The organism is Nocardia sp. NPDC049526 (assembly GCF_044465765.1).
Classification (GTDB): Bacteria; Actinomycetota; Actinomycetes; order Mycobacteriales; family Mycobacteriaceae; genus Nocardia.
In genome coordinates, this window is record NZ_JBITMA010000024.1 from 26,013 (window position 1) to 41,833 (window position 15,821).

14 protein-coding genes and 1 pseudogene are annotated in these 15,821 nt (G+C 67.1%); 6 read left to right on the forward strand and 9 right to left on the reverse strand.

What is annotated here, in order from left to right:
• Positions 1–76: 76 nt before the first annotated feature.
• Entirely contained in the window at positions 77–949 is an 873-nt protein-coding gene (locus tag ACIBW7_RS40705; RefSeq protein WP_397056064.1) for an LLM class flavin-dependent oxidoreductase, read from the reverse strand.
• Positions 950–1,188: 239 nt separating this feature from the next.
• On the opposite strand from ACIBW7_RS40705, the gene mshC reads away from it, so the two are divergent.
• Positions 1,189–2,427: a cysteine--1-D-myo-inosityl 2-amino-2-deoxy-alpha-D-glucopyranoside ligase gene (mshC, locus tag ACIBW7_RS40710; RefSeq protein WP_397056066.1), complete on the forward strand. Its 1,239-nt coding sequence runs from the start codon at positions 1,189–1,191 to the stop codon at positions 2,425–2,427.
• Positions 2,428–2,469: 42 nt separating this feature from the next.
• Here mshC and ACIBW7_RS40715 read toward each other — a convergent pair whose 3' ends face one another.
• Complete coding sequence (locus ACIBW7_RS40715) at positions 2,470–2,874, reverse strand: hypothetical protein (protein WP_397056068.1); 405 nt, start codon at positions 2,872–2,874, stop codon at positions 2,470–2,472.
• A 166-nt stretch (positions 2,875–3,040) separates the two neighbouring features.
• Between ACIBW7_RS40715 and ACIBW7_RS40720 the strand changes: the two genes are divergently transcribed.
• Positions 3,041–4,114 carry an MBL fold metallo-hydrolase gene (locus ACIBW7_RS40720; RefSeq protein WP_397056187.1) on the forward strand — a complete coding sequence of 358 codons (1,074 nt, stop codon included), beginning with the start codon at positions 3,041–3,043 and terminating at the stop codon, positions 4,112–4,114.
• A 179-nt stretch (positions 4,115–4,293) separates the two neighbouring features.
• On the opposite strand, the gene ACIBW7_RS40725 is transcribed toward ACIBW7_RS40720, so the two are convergent.
• Entirely contained in the window at positions 4,294–4,956 is a 663-nt protein-coding gene (locus ACIBW7_RS40725) for a TetR/AcrR family transcriptional regulator (protein WP_397056070.1), read from the reverse strand.
• A 109-nt stretch (positions 4,957–5,065) separates the two neighbouring features.
• Here ACIBW7_RS40725 and ACIBW7_RS40730 point away from each other — a divergent pair, with 109 nt between their 5' ends.
• Together ACIBW7_RS40730 and ACIBW7_RS40735 are read left to right on the forward strand one after the other, a co-directional pair.
• Positions 5,066–6,496, forward strand: a complete 1,431-nt coding sequence (locus tag ACIBW7_RS40730) for a cytochrome P450 (protein WP_397056189.1) — start codon at positions 5,066–5,068, stop codon at positions 6,494–6,496.
• Entirely contained in the window at positions 6,493–6,681 is a 189-nt protein-coding gene (locus tag ACIBW7_RS40735) for a ferredoxin (protein WP_397056072.1), read from the forward strand. The genes ACIBW7_RS40730 and ACIBW7_RS40735 overlap by 4 nt, the downstream gene beginning before the upstream one ends.
• Before the next feature lie 71 nt (positions 6,682–6,752).
• Here ACIBW7_RS40735 and fadD11 read toward each other — a convergent pair whose 3' ends face one another.
• The 3 genes from fadD11 to ACIBW7_RS40750 form a co-directional block, all read right to left on the reverse strand.
• Positions 6,753–8,567, reverse strand: a complete 1,815-nt coding sequence (gene fadD11, locus ACIBW7_RS40740; protein WP_397056074.1) for a fatty acid--CoA ligase FadD11 — start codon at positions 8,565–8,567, stop codon at positions 6,753–6,755.
• A gap of 362 nt (positions 8,568–8,929) precedes the next feature.
• Entirely contained in the window at positions 8,930–10,153 is a 1,224-nt protein-coding gene (locus tag ACIBW7_RS40745; RefSeq protein WP_397056076.1) for a methyltransferase, read from the reverse strand.
• 580 nt (positions 10,154–10,733) lie between these two features.
• Complete coding sequence (locus tag ACIBW7_RS40750; RefSeq protein ID WP_397056078.1) at positions 10,734–11,903, reverse strand: lipase family protein; 1,170 nt, start codon at positions 11,901–11,903, stop codon at positions 10,734–10,736.
• Positions 11,904–12,082: 179 nt separating this feature from the next.
• Between ACIBW7_RS40750 and ACIBW7_RS40755 the strand changes: the two genes are divergently transcribed.
• Entirely contained in the window at positions 12,083–12,796 is a 714-nt protein-coding gene (locus tag ACIBW7_RS40755) for a dienelactone hydrolase family protein (protein WP_397056080.1), read from the forward strand.
• Positions 12,797–12,895: 99 nt separating this feature from the next.
• On the opposite strand, the pseudogene ACIBW7_RS40760 reads toward ACIBW7_RS40755, so the two are convergent.
• From ACIBW7_RS40760 to ACIBW7_RS40770, 3 genes and pseudogenes are all read right to left on the reverse strand, one after another.
• Positions 12,896–13,678: pseudogene (locus tag ACIBW7_RS40760) on the reverse strand (crotonase/enoyl-CoA hydratase family protein).
• Between the two features lie 38 nt (positions 13,679–13,716).
• Positions 13,717–14,376: an enoyl-CoA hydratase-related protein gene (locus tag ACIBW7_RS40765; RefSeq protein WP_397056082.1), complete on the reverse strand. Its 660-nt coding sequence runs from the start codon at positions 14,374–14,376 to the stop codon at positions 13,717–13,719.
• A gap of 20 nt (positions 14,377–14,396) precedes the next feature.
• Positions 14,397–15,011: a helix-turn-helix domain-containing protein gene (locus tag ACIBW7_RS40770; RefSeq protein ID WP_397056084.1), complete on the reverse strand. Its 615-nt coding sequence runs from the start codon at positions 15,009–15,011 to the stop codon at positions 14,397–14,399.
• 214 nt (positions 15,012–15,225) lie between these two features.
• Between ACIBW7_RS40770 and ACIBW7_RS40775 the strand changes: the two genes are divergently transcribed.
• Positions 15,226–15,774 (forward strand): TetR/AcrR family transcriptional regulator, encoded by a 549-nt coding sequence (locus tag ACIBW7_RS40775; RefSeq protein ID WP_397056086.1) that lies wholly within the window; start codon positions 15,226–15,228, stop codon positions 15,772–15,774.
• Positions 15,775–15,821: the final 47 nt, after the last annotated feature.

Consider the following 15,821-nt stretch of genomic DNA (forward strand, 5'->3'; position numbering starts at 1 on the left):
CGTAGCGCGGCGGGGCGGGGATTCGTGCGGGCGTGGGCATTCCGCAGATGCACGGCCGCGGCCGGGAGTGGCGCGCTCAGTCGAGCAGCGGGCGGACTTCAGCACCGACGAAGCGGACGAATTCGATCAGGTTCGGATCGTCATCGGTGGGTTCGAGGACTACGGTGTCGGCGCCTGCGTCGGCGTAGCGGCGGACGGCATCCGCGACGGCGTGTGCGTCGCCCGCGATGCCTGCCTCGGGCGGGTGCTCGCTGGAGTTGCGTTGCTGGGCCGCAGTCAAGCGTTCGGCCGCGTCCGGGCCGGTGGCCGTGAGCAGGTTGACGATGACCCGATGCGGTTCGGCGCGTGCGGCTTTCGCGCGGCCTTCCTCGATGCGCGCACGGGCGGCGCGGACGCCGTCGGGGGTGGTTCGTGCGGTGAGGATGGTGGCGTCGGCGAGTTCGCCGGACAGTCGCAGGGTCTGCGGGCCGGTCGCGGCGGCGGTGATCGGCGGGGACGTGGTCGGCGGCCATTCCAGGGCGACATTGTCGAGGTGCACGTATCGGCCTGCGGCGCTGACCTTTTCACCGTTCAGCAATCCGCGCAGCGCAACCAGATGTTCCCGTAGCAGCGTCATCGGCGATTCGACCCGCGCGCCGATCTGTCCCATCCAGTCCTGCACACCGTGCCCGAAACCCGGAATCACCCGGCCCGGATGCAGCCGCAACAGCGCCGCCACCTCCATGGCGGTGAGCGCCACATTGCGCAGCGGCACCGGCATCACCCCGATCCCGACGCGCACCCGCTCGGTCCGCGCCAACACTGTTGCGGCGGTGGTGATTCCACCGGCCCAGAAGCAGTCCTCCCACAACCACAGTTCTTCGAGCCCGCTGTCCTCGGCCGCGGCCGCAACCGCGAGCAAGCGTTCCGGGGAAACCTGGGGCATCGACACCGCACCGAGAACAGTCATCCGTCCAACCTAGCGCGATCGCACTCGGCCCCGGCCGAATTCGGACAGCCCGGTGCGCTCGGCAAACTCAGCGACAGTGACCTGCGCCACTCCCGGCAATTCGATCCGCCAGACGGCAAACATTGACATCCGACTTTTGCGACATCGGACCAGGTCAGATCCGGGGTGGTTGCCATACAACCTATCGTTGGGAGCAGGGTGCGGCGCAATGGCCTCCACCACACCTTTACCCTCGAATCATGCAGTCCTGGTCCGATACCGCCCTACCGACAATTCCCGGAGCAGGGCCACCGTTGCGGTTGTACGACACCGCCGACCGGCAGGTTCGCCCGGTGACCCCGGGCCCTACGGCCACCATGTACGTCTGCGGGATCACCCCCTATGACGCCACCCATCTCGGGCATGCCGCCACCTATTTGACCTTCGACCTGGTCCACCGGCTGTGGCGCGACGCGGGCCAGGAGGTGCACTACGTGCAGAACGTCACCGACGTCGACGACCCGCTGTTCGAGCGCGCCGCCCGCGACGGTGTGGACTGGCGTGATCTGGGCACCCGCGAGATCAATCTGTTCCGCGAGGATATGTCCGCCCTGCGCATCGTGCCGCCGCGCGACTACATCGGCGCCGTGGAGTCCGTCGACGAGGTCATCGAATTCGTGCAGAAGCTGCTGGCCTCGGGCGCGGCGTACACGGTCGAGGATGCCGAATATCCGGACATCTACTTCCGCGCCGATGCCACCGAGCAGTTCGGCTACGAATCCGGCTACGACCGCGCAACCATGGAGCGCCTGTTCGCCGAACGCGGCGGCGATCCCGACCGTCCCGGCAAGCGCGACACCATCGACGCACTCCTGTGGCGCGCCGCGCGTCCCGACGAGCCGTCGTGGCCGGCGCCGTTCGGTGCCGGGCGACCCGGCTGGCATATCGAGTGTGCGGCGATCGCGCTCAACCGCGTCGGCCCCGAATTCGATATCCAAGGCGGCGGTAGCGACCTGATCTACCCGCATCACGAGTACTCCGCCGCACACGCCGAGGCATTGATCGCGGGCCGCCGCTTCGCCCGCCACTACGTGCACGCCGGTCTGATCGGCCTGGACGGCGAGAAGATGTCCAAGTCGCGCGGCAACTTGGTGCTCGTCTCCAAGCTGCGCGCCGCAGGAGTCGACCCTGCCGCGATCCGCCTCGGCCTGCTCGCCGGTCATTACCGCCGAGACCGCATGTGGACCGACGCCGTCCTCGCCACCGCCACCGCCCGCCTGGACCTGTGGCGCCGAGCCACCGCGCTCGCTTCCGGCCCCGCCGCCGAAGACACCGTCGCCCGCCTCCGCCAACACCTCGCCGACGACCTCGACACCCCGAAAGCCCTTGCCGCTGTGGATAACTGGGCCAACCAAACCCTCAACTACGGAGGCCGAGACAGCGAGGCCTCGACGCTGATCGCAACCGCCGTAGACGGCCTACTGGGCGTTCAGCTGTAATCCACCCAGCCGGAACGACGATCAGAGCATGCTGTGGGCGCGCTACTCGGGTGTCGTCGCACCCCACTGTGCCATCTGCGACCGCCATGGACGCCCGGCCAGTCCGCGCAGCTCGGTTGCCGTCTGCCGCGGCAGTCGGCCCCAACCGGGCATCCCACGGCGGCACACGGTACCGCGAGATTCGCGCCGCGTCTCGAGATCGCGGCCTACCCTGAATGCGAACTGCATGGGCGCATACACGCTGTATGCGCCCAGTATGGCCGCCAGTTCCACTCGTGGATCTCGGGCCACCGAGGTGGTTATCGCTTGTGCCGGAACCTCCGTGCTGCTCGTAACCACCTGCGCCCGAGCGGACTCGGTCGGCTCGCTGGTCAGCGGTGCGACGCGCAGGCGCGCGTAACTGTCGGCGTCTGCGGGCGCGAAGAGCAGTTCGACGCGCTCCTTCACACACGCTTTCGGCCCGCATATCTGCGATCGAGCGTGGGTGGGGCGGAAAGTGCTCGGGTGGTGGGGAATGTGGGCTCGATGGCGGCTGCGGGGCAGGGGGTGGGTTGTTCGGGGAGGTGATCCGTGATGTTGTACACGGGTGTGCGGCATTCATCCTCGGGGCTTGGTGGGGCGGTGGTCGGTGCTCGATGGTGTGATCGGCGCGGGTACGGCGTTGGCGGCGGGGCGGTTGCAGGCCGCGGCTGCGCAGGCGGATCCGCGGACGGTGGCGGCGCGGATGCGGTTCTTCGGGGCGGACATGGTGGATCCGGATACGGGTGCGGTGCGTGCGGATCGGGTGGTGTTGTCCTGGGTGGGGTGCACGACCTATGCGTTCGCGATGGCCGGGTCGGTGTTTCTGCTTGATGCGTGGGTGCCGCGGCTGACGAGCACCGGTTATGTGCCCGCGACGGCGCAGGATCTGGCGGATCTGGCGCCGGAGGCGATATTCATCGGGCACGGGCATTTCGATCATGCCGCTGATGCGGGTCGGATCGCCGAGGCATCGGGGGCAGTCGTGTATGGAACCGCCGAGCACGGCGTGAATATCCGTGCGCAGGTGCCGGATCCGACATTCCGGACGGCCGCGCTCGGGGACGGGGCGTCGCTGCCGGGGGAGCGACACGAGTTCACTGTGGGACCGGTGGAGGTCACCGCGGTCCGTCACGTGCACTCCGCGCCCACCGCTCCCGAGCGGCCCGGCGGGTCCGCGCCGTTTTTCCCGCGGCCGGAGCTGGGCGCTCTGGTGCGGCATCCACCGACGCTGGCCGGTGTCCTGCAGAGTGCGCGGCGCCTCGGCGATCCGGAGGGCGGCACTCTCCTCTACCAATTCCGCGTTCCCGGATTCGCGCTGGTCTGGCACGATTCCTCGGGTCCGCTCACCGAGAAGGCCCCGCAGGTCTTCGATGTCTTCGCCGACCTCCCACCCACCAACGTCCAGATCGGCGCGGTCCAGGGATTCAACCAGATCAGCAACGGTCTTCGCGACCCGCGCCGCTACATCGAGGCCATCCGCCCCGAACTGTTCGTCCCCACTCACCACGACAACTGGCTGCCCGGCATAACCGCCTGCGCCGCCACCTACGACAATCCACTGCGCGGCGAACTGGCCCGCATCCCCACCGACCACCGCCCAGACCTGCGCCCCCTCCACGACCCGGTCGACTACGTCAACCCCCACCGCCTGACCTTCTCGCTGTAACCCAACTGCCACAACACTTTACGGCTGTTCGCTCAGTCGGAGCGAGCCACTCGCCCGATCGGCAGGCATCGACCTGCTCGAACACCGCCGGCCACTACGCTGCGATCGAGTCGAGTCGAATGGTTACTCGGACCGACCGGCCCCCTTGCTTCGCCTTTGCATCCAGACCGAAGCACCGTTCAGGAAGCTGGTCTGTGTGGGAGGCGGGCGGCCATGGTGGCCAGGTTGTCGGCGAAGGTGAGGACGAATTCGACGCAGAGGTCGATGAGTTCGTCGCGGGTGATGTCGATGCCGTCGTCGAGCCAGGCCAGGATCAGTTCGGCGGCGCCGCCGGTGATCATCAGCGAGACCGCGCGCACCAGGGTGTCGCTGCCTGGTGGTGGGTCGAGCAGGGCGCGTTCCTGATCGGCGACGACGTCGGCGATGGTGCGCATGGCGGCGGCGCGGCGGCGCATCAGGGTGTCGCTGCCGTGGGCTTCGGCGAAGGCGATGCGGGCGCGGCGCGGGTCGTCGATAACGGAGGTGAGGATCGCGGTCACCGCGGCGCGCGTTTTGGCCGGAATGCCCTCCGGTGCCGCGGCCAGGGCGTCGAGGGAGCTGCGGACGGCGGTGTCGATGATCTCGTCGTGCACGGCGGCGGCCAAGGCATCGAGGTCCGAAAAGCTCTCGTAGAAGAAACGCGGGCCGACCTTGGCCTGTTCGCATACTCCACGCACCGTGGTCGTCGCCCAGCCCCGGGTGCCGATGATCTCCAGGGCCGCATCCATCAGGCGACGGCGGCGTTCCTCGCGCCGCTGCTCGGCGGAGGTGCCGCGGTAGATCCCGGTCGCTGCCCGTGTCACAGGCTCAGTATGCCGCAGGCAAAACAGGAAACAACCGTTTACGGAAACGATTGATTCCTGTATGGTGTGGATCACACGATTTTCGCAAGGATGCGAGAGGACCACCATGATGTCGACGATGGGCCGACGGGCAAAGTACGCCGCATCCACGCTGGCCGAGCGTTATCCGTCGCGGACCCGAGCCCTCGCCGAACCACCCGCCGGTAGCGAATTGCGGCCGATACTAGGCGATTACGGCTTACCGGTGATCGGGCACGCCCTCCCAGCCATGACGGACAACCTCGATTTCGCGCGGCGGCGCGTCGAGAAATACGGTCCCGTGCAGTGGTCCGGACTGCTCGGCCGGCAGGTCGTGATGGTGGTGAGCCCGGAGGCGATCGAGGAAGTGCTCGCGGACCGGGACAAGGTGTATTCCGCCAAGGGCGGCTACGACTTCTTCATCGGACCGTTCTTCCGTGGCGGCATCCTGCTGCGCGATTTCGACGAGCACCGCTACCACCGGCGCATTCTGCAGCAGGCCTTCACCCGGCCACGACTGGTCGGCTATCTCGACATCACCACACCGGCGATCGCACGTGGCATGAGTGACTGGTTGCCCGCCGACGACTTTCAGCTTTTCCCGGCAACGAAACATCTGCTGCTGCGGATGGCTTCGGAGGTATTCATGGGCGCACGCCTCGGTCCCGAGGCGGCGCGGCTCGAGCGCGCGTTCATCGATGCGGTGCGCGGGGGGCAGGCGCTGGTGCGCACCAATCTGCCCGGCGGTGTGTGGGCGAAGGGCTTGCGCGGGCGCAAGGTACTCGAGGACTACTGCCGCCGCGAAATGCCCGCCAGGCGTGCAGGCACCGGTGACGACCTGTTCAGCGTGCTGTGCCACACCGCCAGCGACGAGGGCCATACGTTCACCGATCAGGACATCCTCGACCATCTGATCTTCGTGCTGATGGCCGCACACGACACCAGCACCATCGCTCTGGCGATGATGGGATATCAACTCGGTCTGCATCCGGAGTGGCAGGACCGCCTGCGCGCCGAATCGCAAGCCCTGGGCAAGGATTCGCTCGACTACGACGATCTCGACCGGCTGCCCGCCCTGGATCTGGTGTTCAAGGAGATCCTGCGGATGTACTCCCCGGTCGGTCAGCAGATCCGGGAGACGGTGCGCGACACCGCGATCCAGGGCCACTTCCTACCCGCGGGCACCATTGTCGTCATCGGCTCGCATTCGGCGATGCGTATCGATCGCTGGTGGCACGACCCTGATGTCTTCGATCCGGAGCGTTTCACCGCCGAACGCCAAGAGGACAAGTCCCACCGCTACGTCTGGGCGCCTTTCGGTGGCGGCGCGCACAAGTGCATCGGCCTGTACTTCGGCGGCATGACTGTCAAGGCGATCATGCATCGAATGCTGTTGCACTACCAGTGGTCGGTGCCTGCCGGATATGTGCCGCCGATGGGCTGGGCGACCGGCCCCATCCCACTCGACGGCCTCCCGATCCAGCTGCGAGCCGCACGCGTCGAAACCCGGCGGCCCGCATGAGAATCACCGCCGACCGAACCCGCTGCCAAGGCCACGGCATGTGCGAAGCCTTACTCCCGCACATCTTCCAGGTCGACACTTCCGGCAAAGTCCGCATCCTCACCGACCCCATCCCCACCCCCGACCAGCCCGACGCCCAACTCGCTATCGACACCTGCCCCGTCGAAGCCCTCCGCGTCGAATGAGAATGACTGGTAGCGGGCGCTCTCGACGGTTGCCGCCACCGTTACCCCGTGATCGCCGGTCCAGCGCCGGATCAGACCTCGGAGTGGACTGGGGCGGCTGGTTCGTGGGTGGTGTCGGATAGCGTTGGGGCGTAGAGGGTTTCGATTTCGGTGGCGTATTTGGTCGCGATGGGCTTGCGGCGCAGTTTCATGGTGAGGGTGATTTCGTCGCCGCCGGGCTCCCAGAAGGTGGGCAGGATGGTGAAGCGTTTGATCTGTTCCACGCGGGAGAGTTTCGCGTTGCCCGCGGCGATGCCCTGGGCGATTTCTGCGATGACGCCCGGGTCGGCGGCCAAGGCGGGGGCGGAGGCGTCGGGCAGACCGCGTTGAGTCGCATACGGTGTCGCGGATTCGGCGTCGAGCACGATCAGGGCGGTGTTGTAGGGGCGGGCGTCGCCGATGGTTACGATCGAGCCGACCAGCGGGGTGGCGGCCTTGATGGTGTTCTCGATATTGGCCGGGGACATATTCTTTCCGGCCGCGTTGATGATGAGTTCTTTCTTGCGGTCGACCACGCGTAGATAGCCGTCGGCGTCGCGGGTGAGGATATCGCCGGTGTGCAGCCAGCCATCGGCGTCGACCGCATCGGCGGTCTTGCCCGGCTCCTTGCGGTAGCGCTGCATGACGAGCGGTCCGCGGACCAGGAATTCGCCGTCGTCGGCGATTTTGGCCTCCGAACCGGGCAGCATGCGGCCGACGGTGCCCAGGCGCGCCTCGGCGGGTGGGCTGGCGCTGGCCACACAGGTCAGTTCGGACATACCCCAGATCTCGGAGATGGGGACGCCGAGACCGCAGAAGAAACCGAGGGTCTCCGGCGGGATCGGCGCGGCACCCGACATCGCCCACTTCACCTGGTCCAGGCCGAGTTTGGCGCGCAGCTTCGACAGCACCGACTCATCGGCCTCGGCCCATTCGGCGGCCAGCTCCGCATCGACGGTTCCGCCGTCCAGCAGCACCGCGGCCTTGCGCGCGGCCACACCCAGCGCCCATTGCAGTGCGGCCCTCGTGGTTTCGTCGGGCTCGTTGGCGACCGAGAATTCGACCGCGGCCTTGAACTTCTCCCACACTCGTGGCACCGCACCCCAAATCGTCGGGCGCGCATCCAATAGCGCCGCGGGCAGCTGGTTGCGGTCCGGCACGACGGTGATCTGGGTGCCGTAGTACTCCTGCAGGTACAGTGCGGTGAACCGGTCGGCCATATGCGCGGTCGGCAGGTAGGAGGTCTGCCGGTCGCCGAATTCCACGGGGAGTACGGCGTTGAAGGCGTGCGCCTCGGCGGTCAGGTTGGCGTGGGTGATCTCGACGCCCTTCGGATTTCCGGTGGTGCCGGAGGTGTAGACCAGCGTCGCGATATCGTCCGGGCGCACCGAACGCCATGTCGCCTCGAAGTCGAAATCGTTGCGGCCCTTGGCCTTCAGCTCCGCGAGACTGATCGTTCCTGCGTGTTCGGCATCCATGCACACGATGGTCTCGATCTGCGCCCCGCAGGTGCGGACCCGCTCGACGTACTGCTCCTCGCAGATCACCACCCGGTTGCCCGCATTGCCGAACACATAGTTCAGCTGCTCGGGTGCGAGGGTGTTGTATACCGAGAACGAGGTCGCGCCGGTGTGCTGCGCGCCCACCTCGATCGGATAGAACTCGACCCGATTGGCCATCATCAGCGCGACCGTATCCCCGCGCCCGATCCCGAGCGCATGCAATCCCGCCGCGATATGCCGCACCTGCTCGGCGTACTCCCGCCAGGTCAACGCGTGCCCGCCACCGATGGAGCGCACCGCGATCGCGTCGGGATCGATCGCCGCCACCCGCTGGAAGGCGGCACAGGAGGTATTCGGTTCGCTCATCGCACACCACAATCACTACGGCCACATTTTCTTCCCGACCGTAAGTTGCCACCCAACTCTCGCGTGCCGTTTTCACCCGATTTCGCCTCGCCCGTATGCCTTCCGCGGTCGGCGAAGATCGGCGTCGCACCCGAGCCACCGGGTTGGCCGCCACCCATTCGGAAGTCGACGGCCGACGATGGCGCTGAATGCGGCCAGTGCGCTTCGGGTGCCGAGTTGTGGGAGCTTCGTGGCGCCACGATGCCGAGTCGAGGGCAGATCGCGAGCCGATGAGGTTGTTCGACACTGTCCCTGGCTGCCGCGATCATGGGATCCCACCGATCTTGCTCCCGAGTTCCGCAGCCGGTCGCGGGGCACGTGCTTCATGATGCGCCGTCGCGGCAGGTTCCGGCGCGATGCGGGGCCGAGGATGAATCCGGGGACCGACCGGAATCAGCCGGTGCCCTTGATGAATCCCGGGTGCCTGCACGGTATCCGGGGGCCAGGCGCCACAGCGAGGTAACTTCCGCGGCTCGGGCTGCGTGCAGCGGGTCTGTGGTGTCGCGGGGTCGGGAGTGGTGGGGTCGGGTGTCGATCCGGTCGATGATGTGCAGTCCTGCCGAGTCGATCGCGGTGCGGAGTTCGGTGCGGGTGCGCAGGCCGAGGCGTTCGGCCAGATCGGATAGGACCAGCCAGCCCTCGCCGCCGGGTTCGAGGTGAGCGGGGAGGTCGGCCAGGAAGGCGTGCAGCATGGCACTGTTCGTGTCGTAGACGCCTTGTTCGACGGTGGAAGTCGGGCGGACCGGGAGCCACGGCGGGTTGCAGACGATCACGTGTGCGCGGCCGTCGGGATACAGGCCTGGGCCCTGGACATCGATGCGGGTCGTGAGCCCGAGGCGGTCGATATTGTCGCGGGCGCAGTCGAGTGCGCGCGGATTGATATCGGTGGCGACGATGTGGTCGACGCCGCGGCAGGCCAGCACCGCCGCCAGCACGCCGGTTCCGGTTCCGAGATCGAATGCGGTGCGGTGCTGGACCGGTAACGGTGCCGTGGCGACCAGATCGACGTATTCGCCGCGCACGGGAGAGAAGACCCCGTAGTGCGGGTGGATCCGCGCGCCCAGAGCCGGTACCAGGACACCGTTTTCGCGCCACTCGTGCGCCCCGATCGCTCCGAGTAGTTCGGTCAAGGCGATCACCATCGGCTCATGCGCGGACCCGTACGCCTCGGTGCACGCCTGCCGAACATCGGGCGCGCGCCGCAATGCCAACGAATGGTCCGGCTCCAACTGCACGATCAGCCTGCCCAACACCCGTGCCCGCTGCCCACGAGCTCGCCGATAGAGGTGAAAGGATTCGGCCGGCCCCTCACCCGCCGGTACGGGTTTGCGATCGATGCGCCGGCTCAGTGCCCGCAACAGCTGACGGGCGTTGTGAAAATCGCCGCGCCAGAGCAGCGCCGTCCCCTGGCAGGCCAGGCGGTAGGCGGTATCGGCACGCATGCGGTCATCGGCGACGGTGACCTGCGCCGGCGCTGCCGCCGCGCTTTCGGAATGCCACTGTGCGCTGTGGTCGGTATCTGCTTCGGTCCAGTGAATGGTCGACATGGGGTGCTCCTCGTGATCGGACGTGCATTGGCACGGAGAGCACTTCGACGAGGAGCGGGAGAACGGCCTGAGTCAGCCGGGGCTGTAAGGACGGACTAGCGGTCGCACGTCGAAGCGCGAGCACCGAAGTCGCCGAGGACCATACCGAGCATCATGAACAGCCCTTTCCCTGAGTCGACACCTCGAGACTCGCACACGAGCCGATGCCACCACACACCGGGTCCGAACAAGGGCCCATCACGAGGTGTCTCATCGCCGCAACCCCGATCGGTATCGGTGGCGTGAATCCGAGGCGGGGGCGAGTTCGTAGTGAGCCGATGCCGCCGTCGGGTCGGCATCGCACACGTACCGAATCACCTTCCGCCGCACAGCTTCCCAATAGGTGGCCGCCCCGGCTCCAAGTTCCTCCCGTTCGGCGAAGGACCAGGCGGCGACTCAGTTCCGAGCACATCTGCGTTCGCCGCTCGCAATGGCTGGACTGCGGACGAATTCCTCGACAGCTGAATCGATTTCGATGAAAGCGTGCACGGCAACCGAAGTCGAATCTGCTCCCGGGGGCCCGAACCTCGGCCGAATGCGGTCAGGCGACGCCCATCCATTTGTCGATTCGATCGATTGCCCCAGGGGTGAACGCGCAGGTGATGTGGTCGCACGGCAGCAGGGTCAGTGACACGTCCACGCCGGCGCTTTTCCACTGTTGCTGGAGTGCTTGCGCACCGGCGACGGGAATCCATTCGTCGAAGAGGCCGTGCCACAGGTAGATCGGCATCGTCGGGGTCAGTCCGCCGGCCTTGGTTTCGCGGTAGATCCGCTGGACGACGTCGGTCGGGTACGGGTCGACTTTGGTCAGCGTGCGCACCGCCACCGGCGCGGCGCCGAGGAGGGCGGCGCTGGAGCAGAGGTTCTTGTTCTCTTGGGCGGTCCGCACCCCGATGTCGTTGAGCAGGTCGAATGCCTCGGGCGTGGCTCGGGCCACCCCGAGCGCCGCCATCAGATACAGCGCAGCGGCGGGCGGCTTCCCGTCCATGGTCTTGCGCAGCAGGCTCAGGTCGGCGGGTGTGCCACCTGCGGCGGCGCCGAGGATCTGCAGTTCGGGGGCATATGTGGGCTGCAGCTGTGCCGCCCATACGGTGGCGATCGCGCCGCCGCTGTAGCCGATCATCGTGGTGGGGCTGCCCGCCAGTCCGGCCGCCGGAAACTGTAGTGCGGCACGGATTCCGTCGAGCACTTCGCGTGCCTGGGTGGGCCCGTGTGCGTAGGCCATCTTGGGGCCTTGGTAGTCCGTCATCACCACCGCGTAACCGTGCCCGAGCAGTTGGCGGGTGATATCGGGCGCCTCGATGGAGACCGCATGGGTCAGTTGGTAGGACGGATTGCATTGGAGCCCGACACTGTCGATGGCGTAGTTATTGCTGACGACGCGGCCGTTCCATGTCTTCGGTTTCATGATCGTGGTGATCGCGGCGATCGAAGTGCCGTCGGCGGCAGTGGATTTGAACCACACCTGCCAGGCGGCGAAGTCGTTGGTCGCGGCCAGCGGCGGCAGAATCTGCACCGATCGCGACGACACGATCGCGCCGTTGGACAGCCCGTCGGTATTGAAATGCTGATCGAGGTAGGCGTCGCCGGTCGGGTCGGGATCGTATTTCGCGTAGTCACCGCTGTCGGCCGCGACCAGGGGCGAGGCCGCGAATATGGTGAGCGCCAGGGTGGTCGCGACGGTGAGGGCACGCCACGGCAGCCGAAACATGAACAAGTCGCCTTTCGCTCGAACAACACGCTGACCGGGGAATCCGCGTCGGCAGAGGTTAAACCAACCGGGGCCGCGACACCCGCGGATTTCACGATCAACTCCGAAATTCGCGTCGTGCGATAGGGCCCGCCACGCAATTGCTGTACACGTCTGGGACAGTGGCCTACATTGCTGGCATGAACACCATCGAGCTCGACGCACCGGACGGCGCTCTCGAGGCGATCCTGGCCCGCCCGACAGGGGACGGTCCGTGGCCCGGTGTCGTGGTGCTCCACGATGGTGTGGGCTTCGGCCCGGATATCCGGAGCAATGTCGAAATGCTGGCCGACTACGGCTATCTCACGATCGCACCGAACCTGTTCGCCAATGGCCGGGTGCGCTGCATCCGCGCGGTGATGCGGTCGCTGATCTTCACCGGCGCCAGCCCCGCGATCCGGGAGATACTCGCCGCCCGCGACCGCCTGGTCGCCGATCCCGACTGCACCGGCAAGACCGCGGTCATCGGCTTCTGCATGGGCGGTGGCTTCGCATTGCTCACCGCGCCAATGGGTTTCGACGCGGCCGCACCGTTCTATCCGGGCCTCTACGGCGACTACCGCGCCCAACTCGAGGGCGCATGCCCGGTGGTGGCCAGCTACGCCCAGCTCGACCCCTCACTCCTCGGCACGGGCCGCAAACTCGATCGGGTGCTGACCGATCTCGGCGTCGAGCACGACATCAAGACCTACCCGGGCACCATGCACGGCTTCGCCAACGTCTTCGGCATCGATCCGGTCCTGCGGGTCGCGGGTCTCGGCTACGACGCCGAGGCCACCCGCGATGCCTGGCATCGGATCTTCGCGTTCTTCGACAAGCACCTGACGGACACACCGGCCAGCGGATCCGAATAGCGCGGCCTCGGGGCATACCGCAACCCGAGGGTCCGACCACGACGCCCGCACCGCCGCATCCCTACCACCCGAGATGACTTCCAGCGAACACCTCCGCCATCACTCACCACGCCACCGCGGCGCACGCTTCTCGGCAAACGCGCGCGGCCCTTCCAGTGCGTCCTTGCTCGCGAAGATCGGCCCCGCCTCCCGGAAACTCATCTCCCACATCGGCGCATCCCAATCGGAGCCGAATTCGTTGCTGCGGTGCATGATTCGCTTGGATGCGGACACCGACAGCGGCGGGTTGGCGGCGATCGTCTCGGCGAGCTCCATCGCGGTGGGCAGCACCTGATCGGCCGGGACGACCCGGTTGACCAACCCCCAGTGCGCGGCCGCCGCGGCATCGATGGGCGCTCCGGTCAGCACCATCTCGTGGGCGATCTTGGGTGGGATCTGACGCGGCAGCCGCAGCACACCGCCCGCGGCGGCGAACAGCCCACGGGTGACCTCGGGCAGTCCGAGTTCGGCATCGGCGCTCATCACCGCGAGATCGCAGGCCAATACGATCTCGGTGCCGCCGCCGAGGGCGAATCCGTTGACCGCGGCGATGAGCGGCTTGTCGATGAAATGCTGGACCAGTCCGGCGAATCCGTACTCCGGATGCTACGGGTCGTGAATTCCGTTGCCGCGTGCCAGTTCCTCGAGATCCGCGCCCGCGCAGAACGCGCGACCGGCCCCGGTGATCACCCCGGCCCGCAGGTCCCGATCGGCCGCCAACTCCTCGAGTGCCGCACCGACGGCCATCGAGAGCGTGGAGTTCACCGCGTTCATCGCCTCGGGTCGGTTCAGCGTGATGATCGCGATATGGCCCTGTCGTTGCAGGACGGCGGCCTCGGTCATGTCGGGCTCCTCTATTGATGTGTGCCGAACCTACCTTCTTACGAGCCGGATTCGGTCAGCTCGGCGACGACCGGACCGAACATGGTGTTCTTGATCGCGCCCAGCGTCGCGGGATCCTTACCGCCGAGCGGGGCGAGCATCGCGATGGCGGCGGTGGCGACCGCAGCTTCGCCCGCGGTGGCGTCGACGATATCCAGTGCTGCGGCATCGATTCCGCCGAAGCGGCGACCGGTGGTCATAGAGGCCATCGCGGCCTTAGGGGGCAGCTTGGACTGGATCAGCGCGGCCATGCCCGGGGTGAACGGAATGCGGATATCGACCTCGGGCAGACAGAAGAAGCCACGGTCGGCGCGCATCACCCGGTAGTCGTGGGCGAGGGCGAGCATGGCGCCGGCGCCGAAGGCGTGCCCGGGCAGCGCGGCGGCGGTAGGAATGGGCAGGGTGAGCACGCGGGCGAATAGGGCCTGGACCCGGCCGATGTACCACTGGGTGCGGTCGCCGTTGGCGACCAGCCAGTCCAGGTCGAGGCCGTTGGAGTAGAACTTGCCGCTCGCGGTGGTCACCAGACCGTGTGCCCCCTCGGCGAGCGCGGTGTCGAGGTGGGCGTTGACCGCGTCGAGAAAGTCCGGGGCGAAGCGGTTTTCGTCATCGCCGAGGTCGAGGACGGCGATCTTTTCGTGGTAGTTCAGTGTGCTCATGTTGGTCCTTGCTCCAGGTGTTATTCGGGTGGGCCGACCGCGAGCACCGCGCGCACGGCGGCGCGAAGGTGTTCGCGGGCAATGGGTTTCGTGATCCGGTCGCGGCGCAGCAGGATGCCGGTCGGCAGATCGACGACGCAGGTGGTGATCACGTCGACCGCGGCGGCGTCACCGCGGCCCCATAGGGCACGCGCCAGCCGGATGAGCAGTCGCACCAGCGCCTCATCGGTTCCGGCGAGTTCGGCGACGACCTGTTCGGGTAGTTCGTCGCCGAGCAGTTCGTCACGTGAGACGGTCAGCAGCAGTTTCGAGGAATCCGGGTATCGCCGCGCGAACTCCACCGGCGTCTCGGCCGCGGCCACCACGGCCTCGAGCGCGCGTGGGGTGCCCTTGTTCGCGTCGAGGTGCGCCTCGACCGACTCGGTCTGCATCCGCAGAAACCGCCCCGCCGCCCGTAACCAGCTGCGTCCTAGCAATTCCGCGCGCGAACCGAAGGTGTGATAGATCGCGCCGTTGGACACGCCGGTTGCCGCCGCGACAGCCCGGATGGTGACCGCCGCGGGACCCGAGCGCACCGCCAGCGACTCCGCGGCATCGAGCACGATGTCGGGGTCATGGGTCCGCGGGCGGGGCATGCCACGACTATAACAGAGCAGTTGCTCTGTAATGAATCGGCAGCACCCTGGCAAACCCTCTTCCGCTCTGCCACTGCATGTTTCGCCCGGTCACGGGTACTTTCGCGGCGCGGCGATGCCTATGCGCGGACTTCGTTACGTTTCGGCGCGACGGACATACGATGAGGTACTGTCCGGTCCACCCTGCCCGCACGAACAGAAACGGCGCCTGCGAATGTCACGAGTGGTCACCAAGGAGCAGTACTTCGACACCGCTCTGGAGGTCTTGGCCGAACTCGGCTTCAAGGGCCTCAATATCGGCGTGCTGTGCCGCCGCCTCGGTGTCACCAGCGGCTCGTTCTACCACCATTTCGGCAGCTGGCAGGGCTTCGTGGACGCACTGCTCGAGCATTGGGAGAACCGCCAGGTCATCATCCTGCGCACGCTGAACTTCAACCAGGGCAATCCCGACGACGACATCCGCGCCATGTCCGACCTGGCCGCGGGCCTGCACCACGCCGCCGAGGCCGCGATCCGCGCCTGGGCAGGCAATGACGAATCGGTGAACCTGGCACTCAAGCGGGTCGACGAATCGCGCCGCCGCACCGTGCACAAGGCAATCAAAGGCGTGGTCCGCGATGAGGAGACCACCGCGGTGGTCACCGCGCTCGGCATGTCGATGCTGATCGGCTACCAGCAGATCGCCGCGGGCGGGGAGGACATTTCACTGGACCAGCTGCTGGCCGAGTACGCGCGGTTGATCTACTCCCACGCCCGCCGCTGACCACCGGCCGACCGTGCGAGAAGGAAACGGTCGGCGAGGGTAGTCGA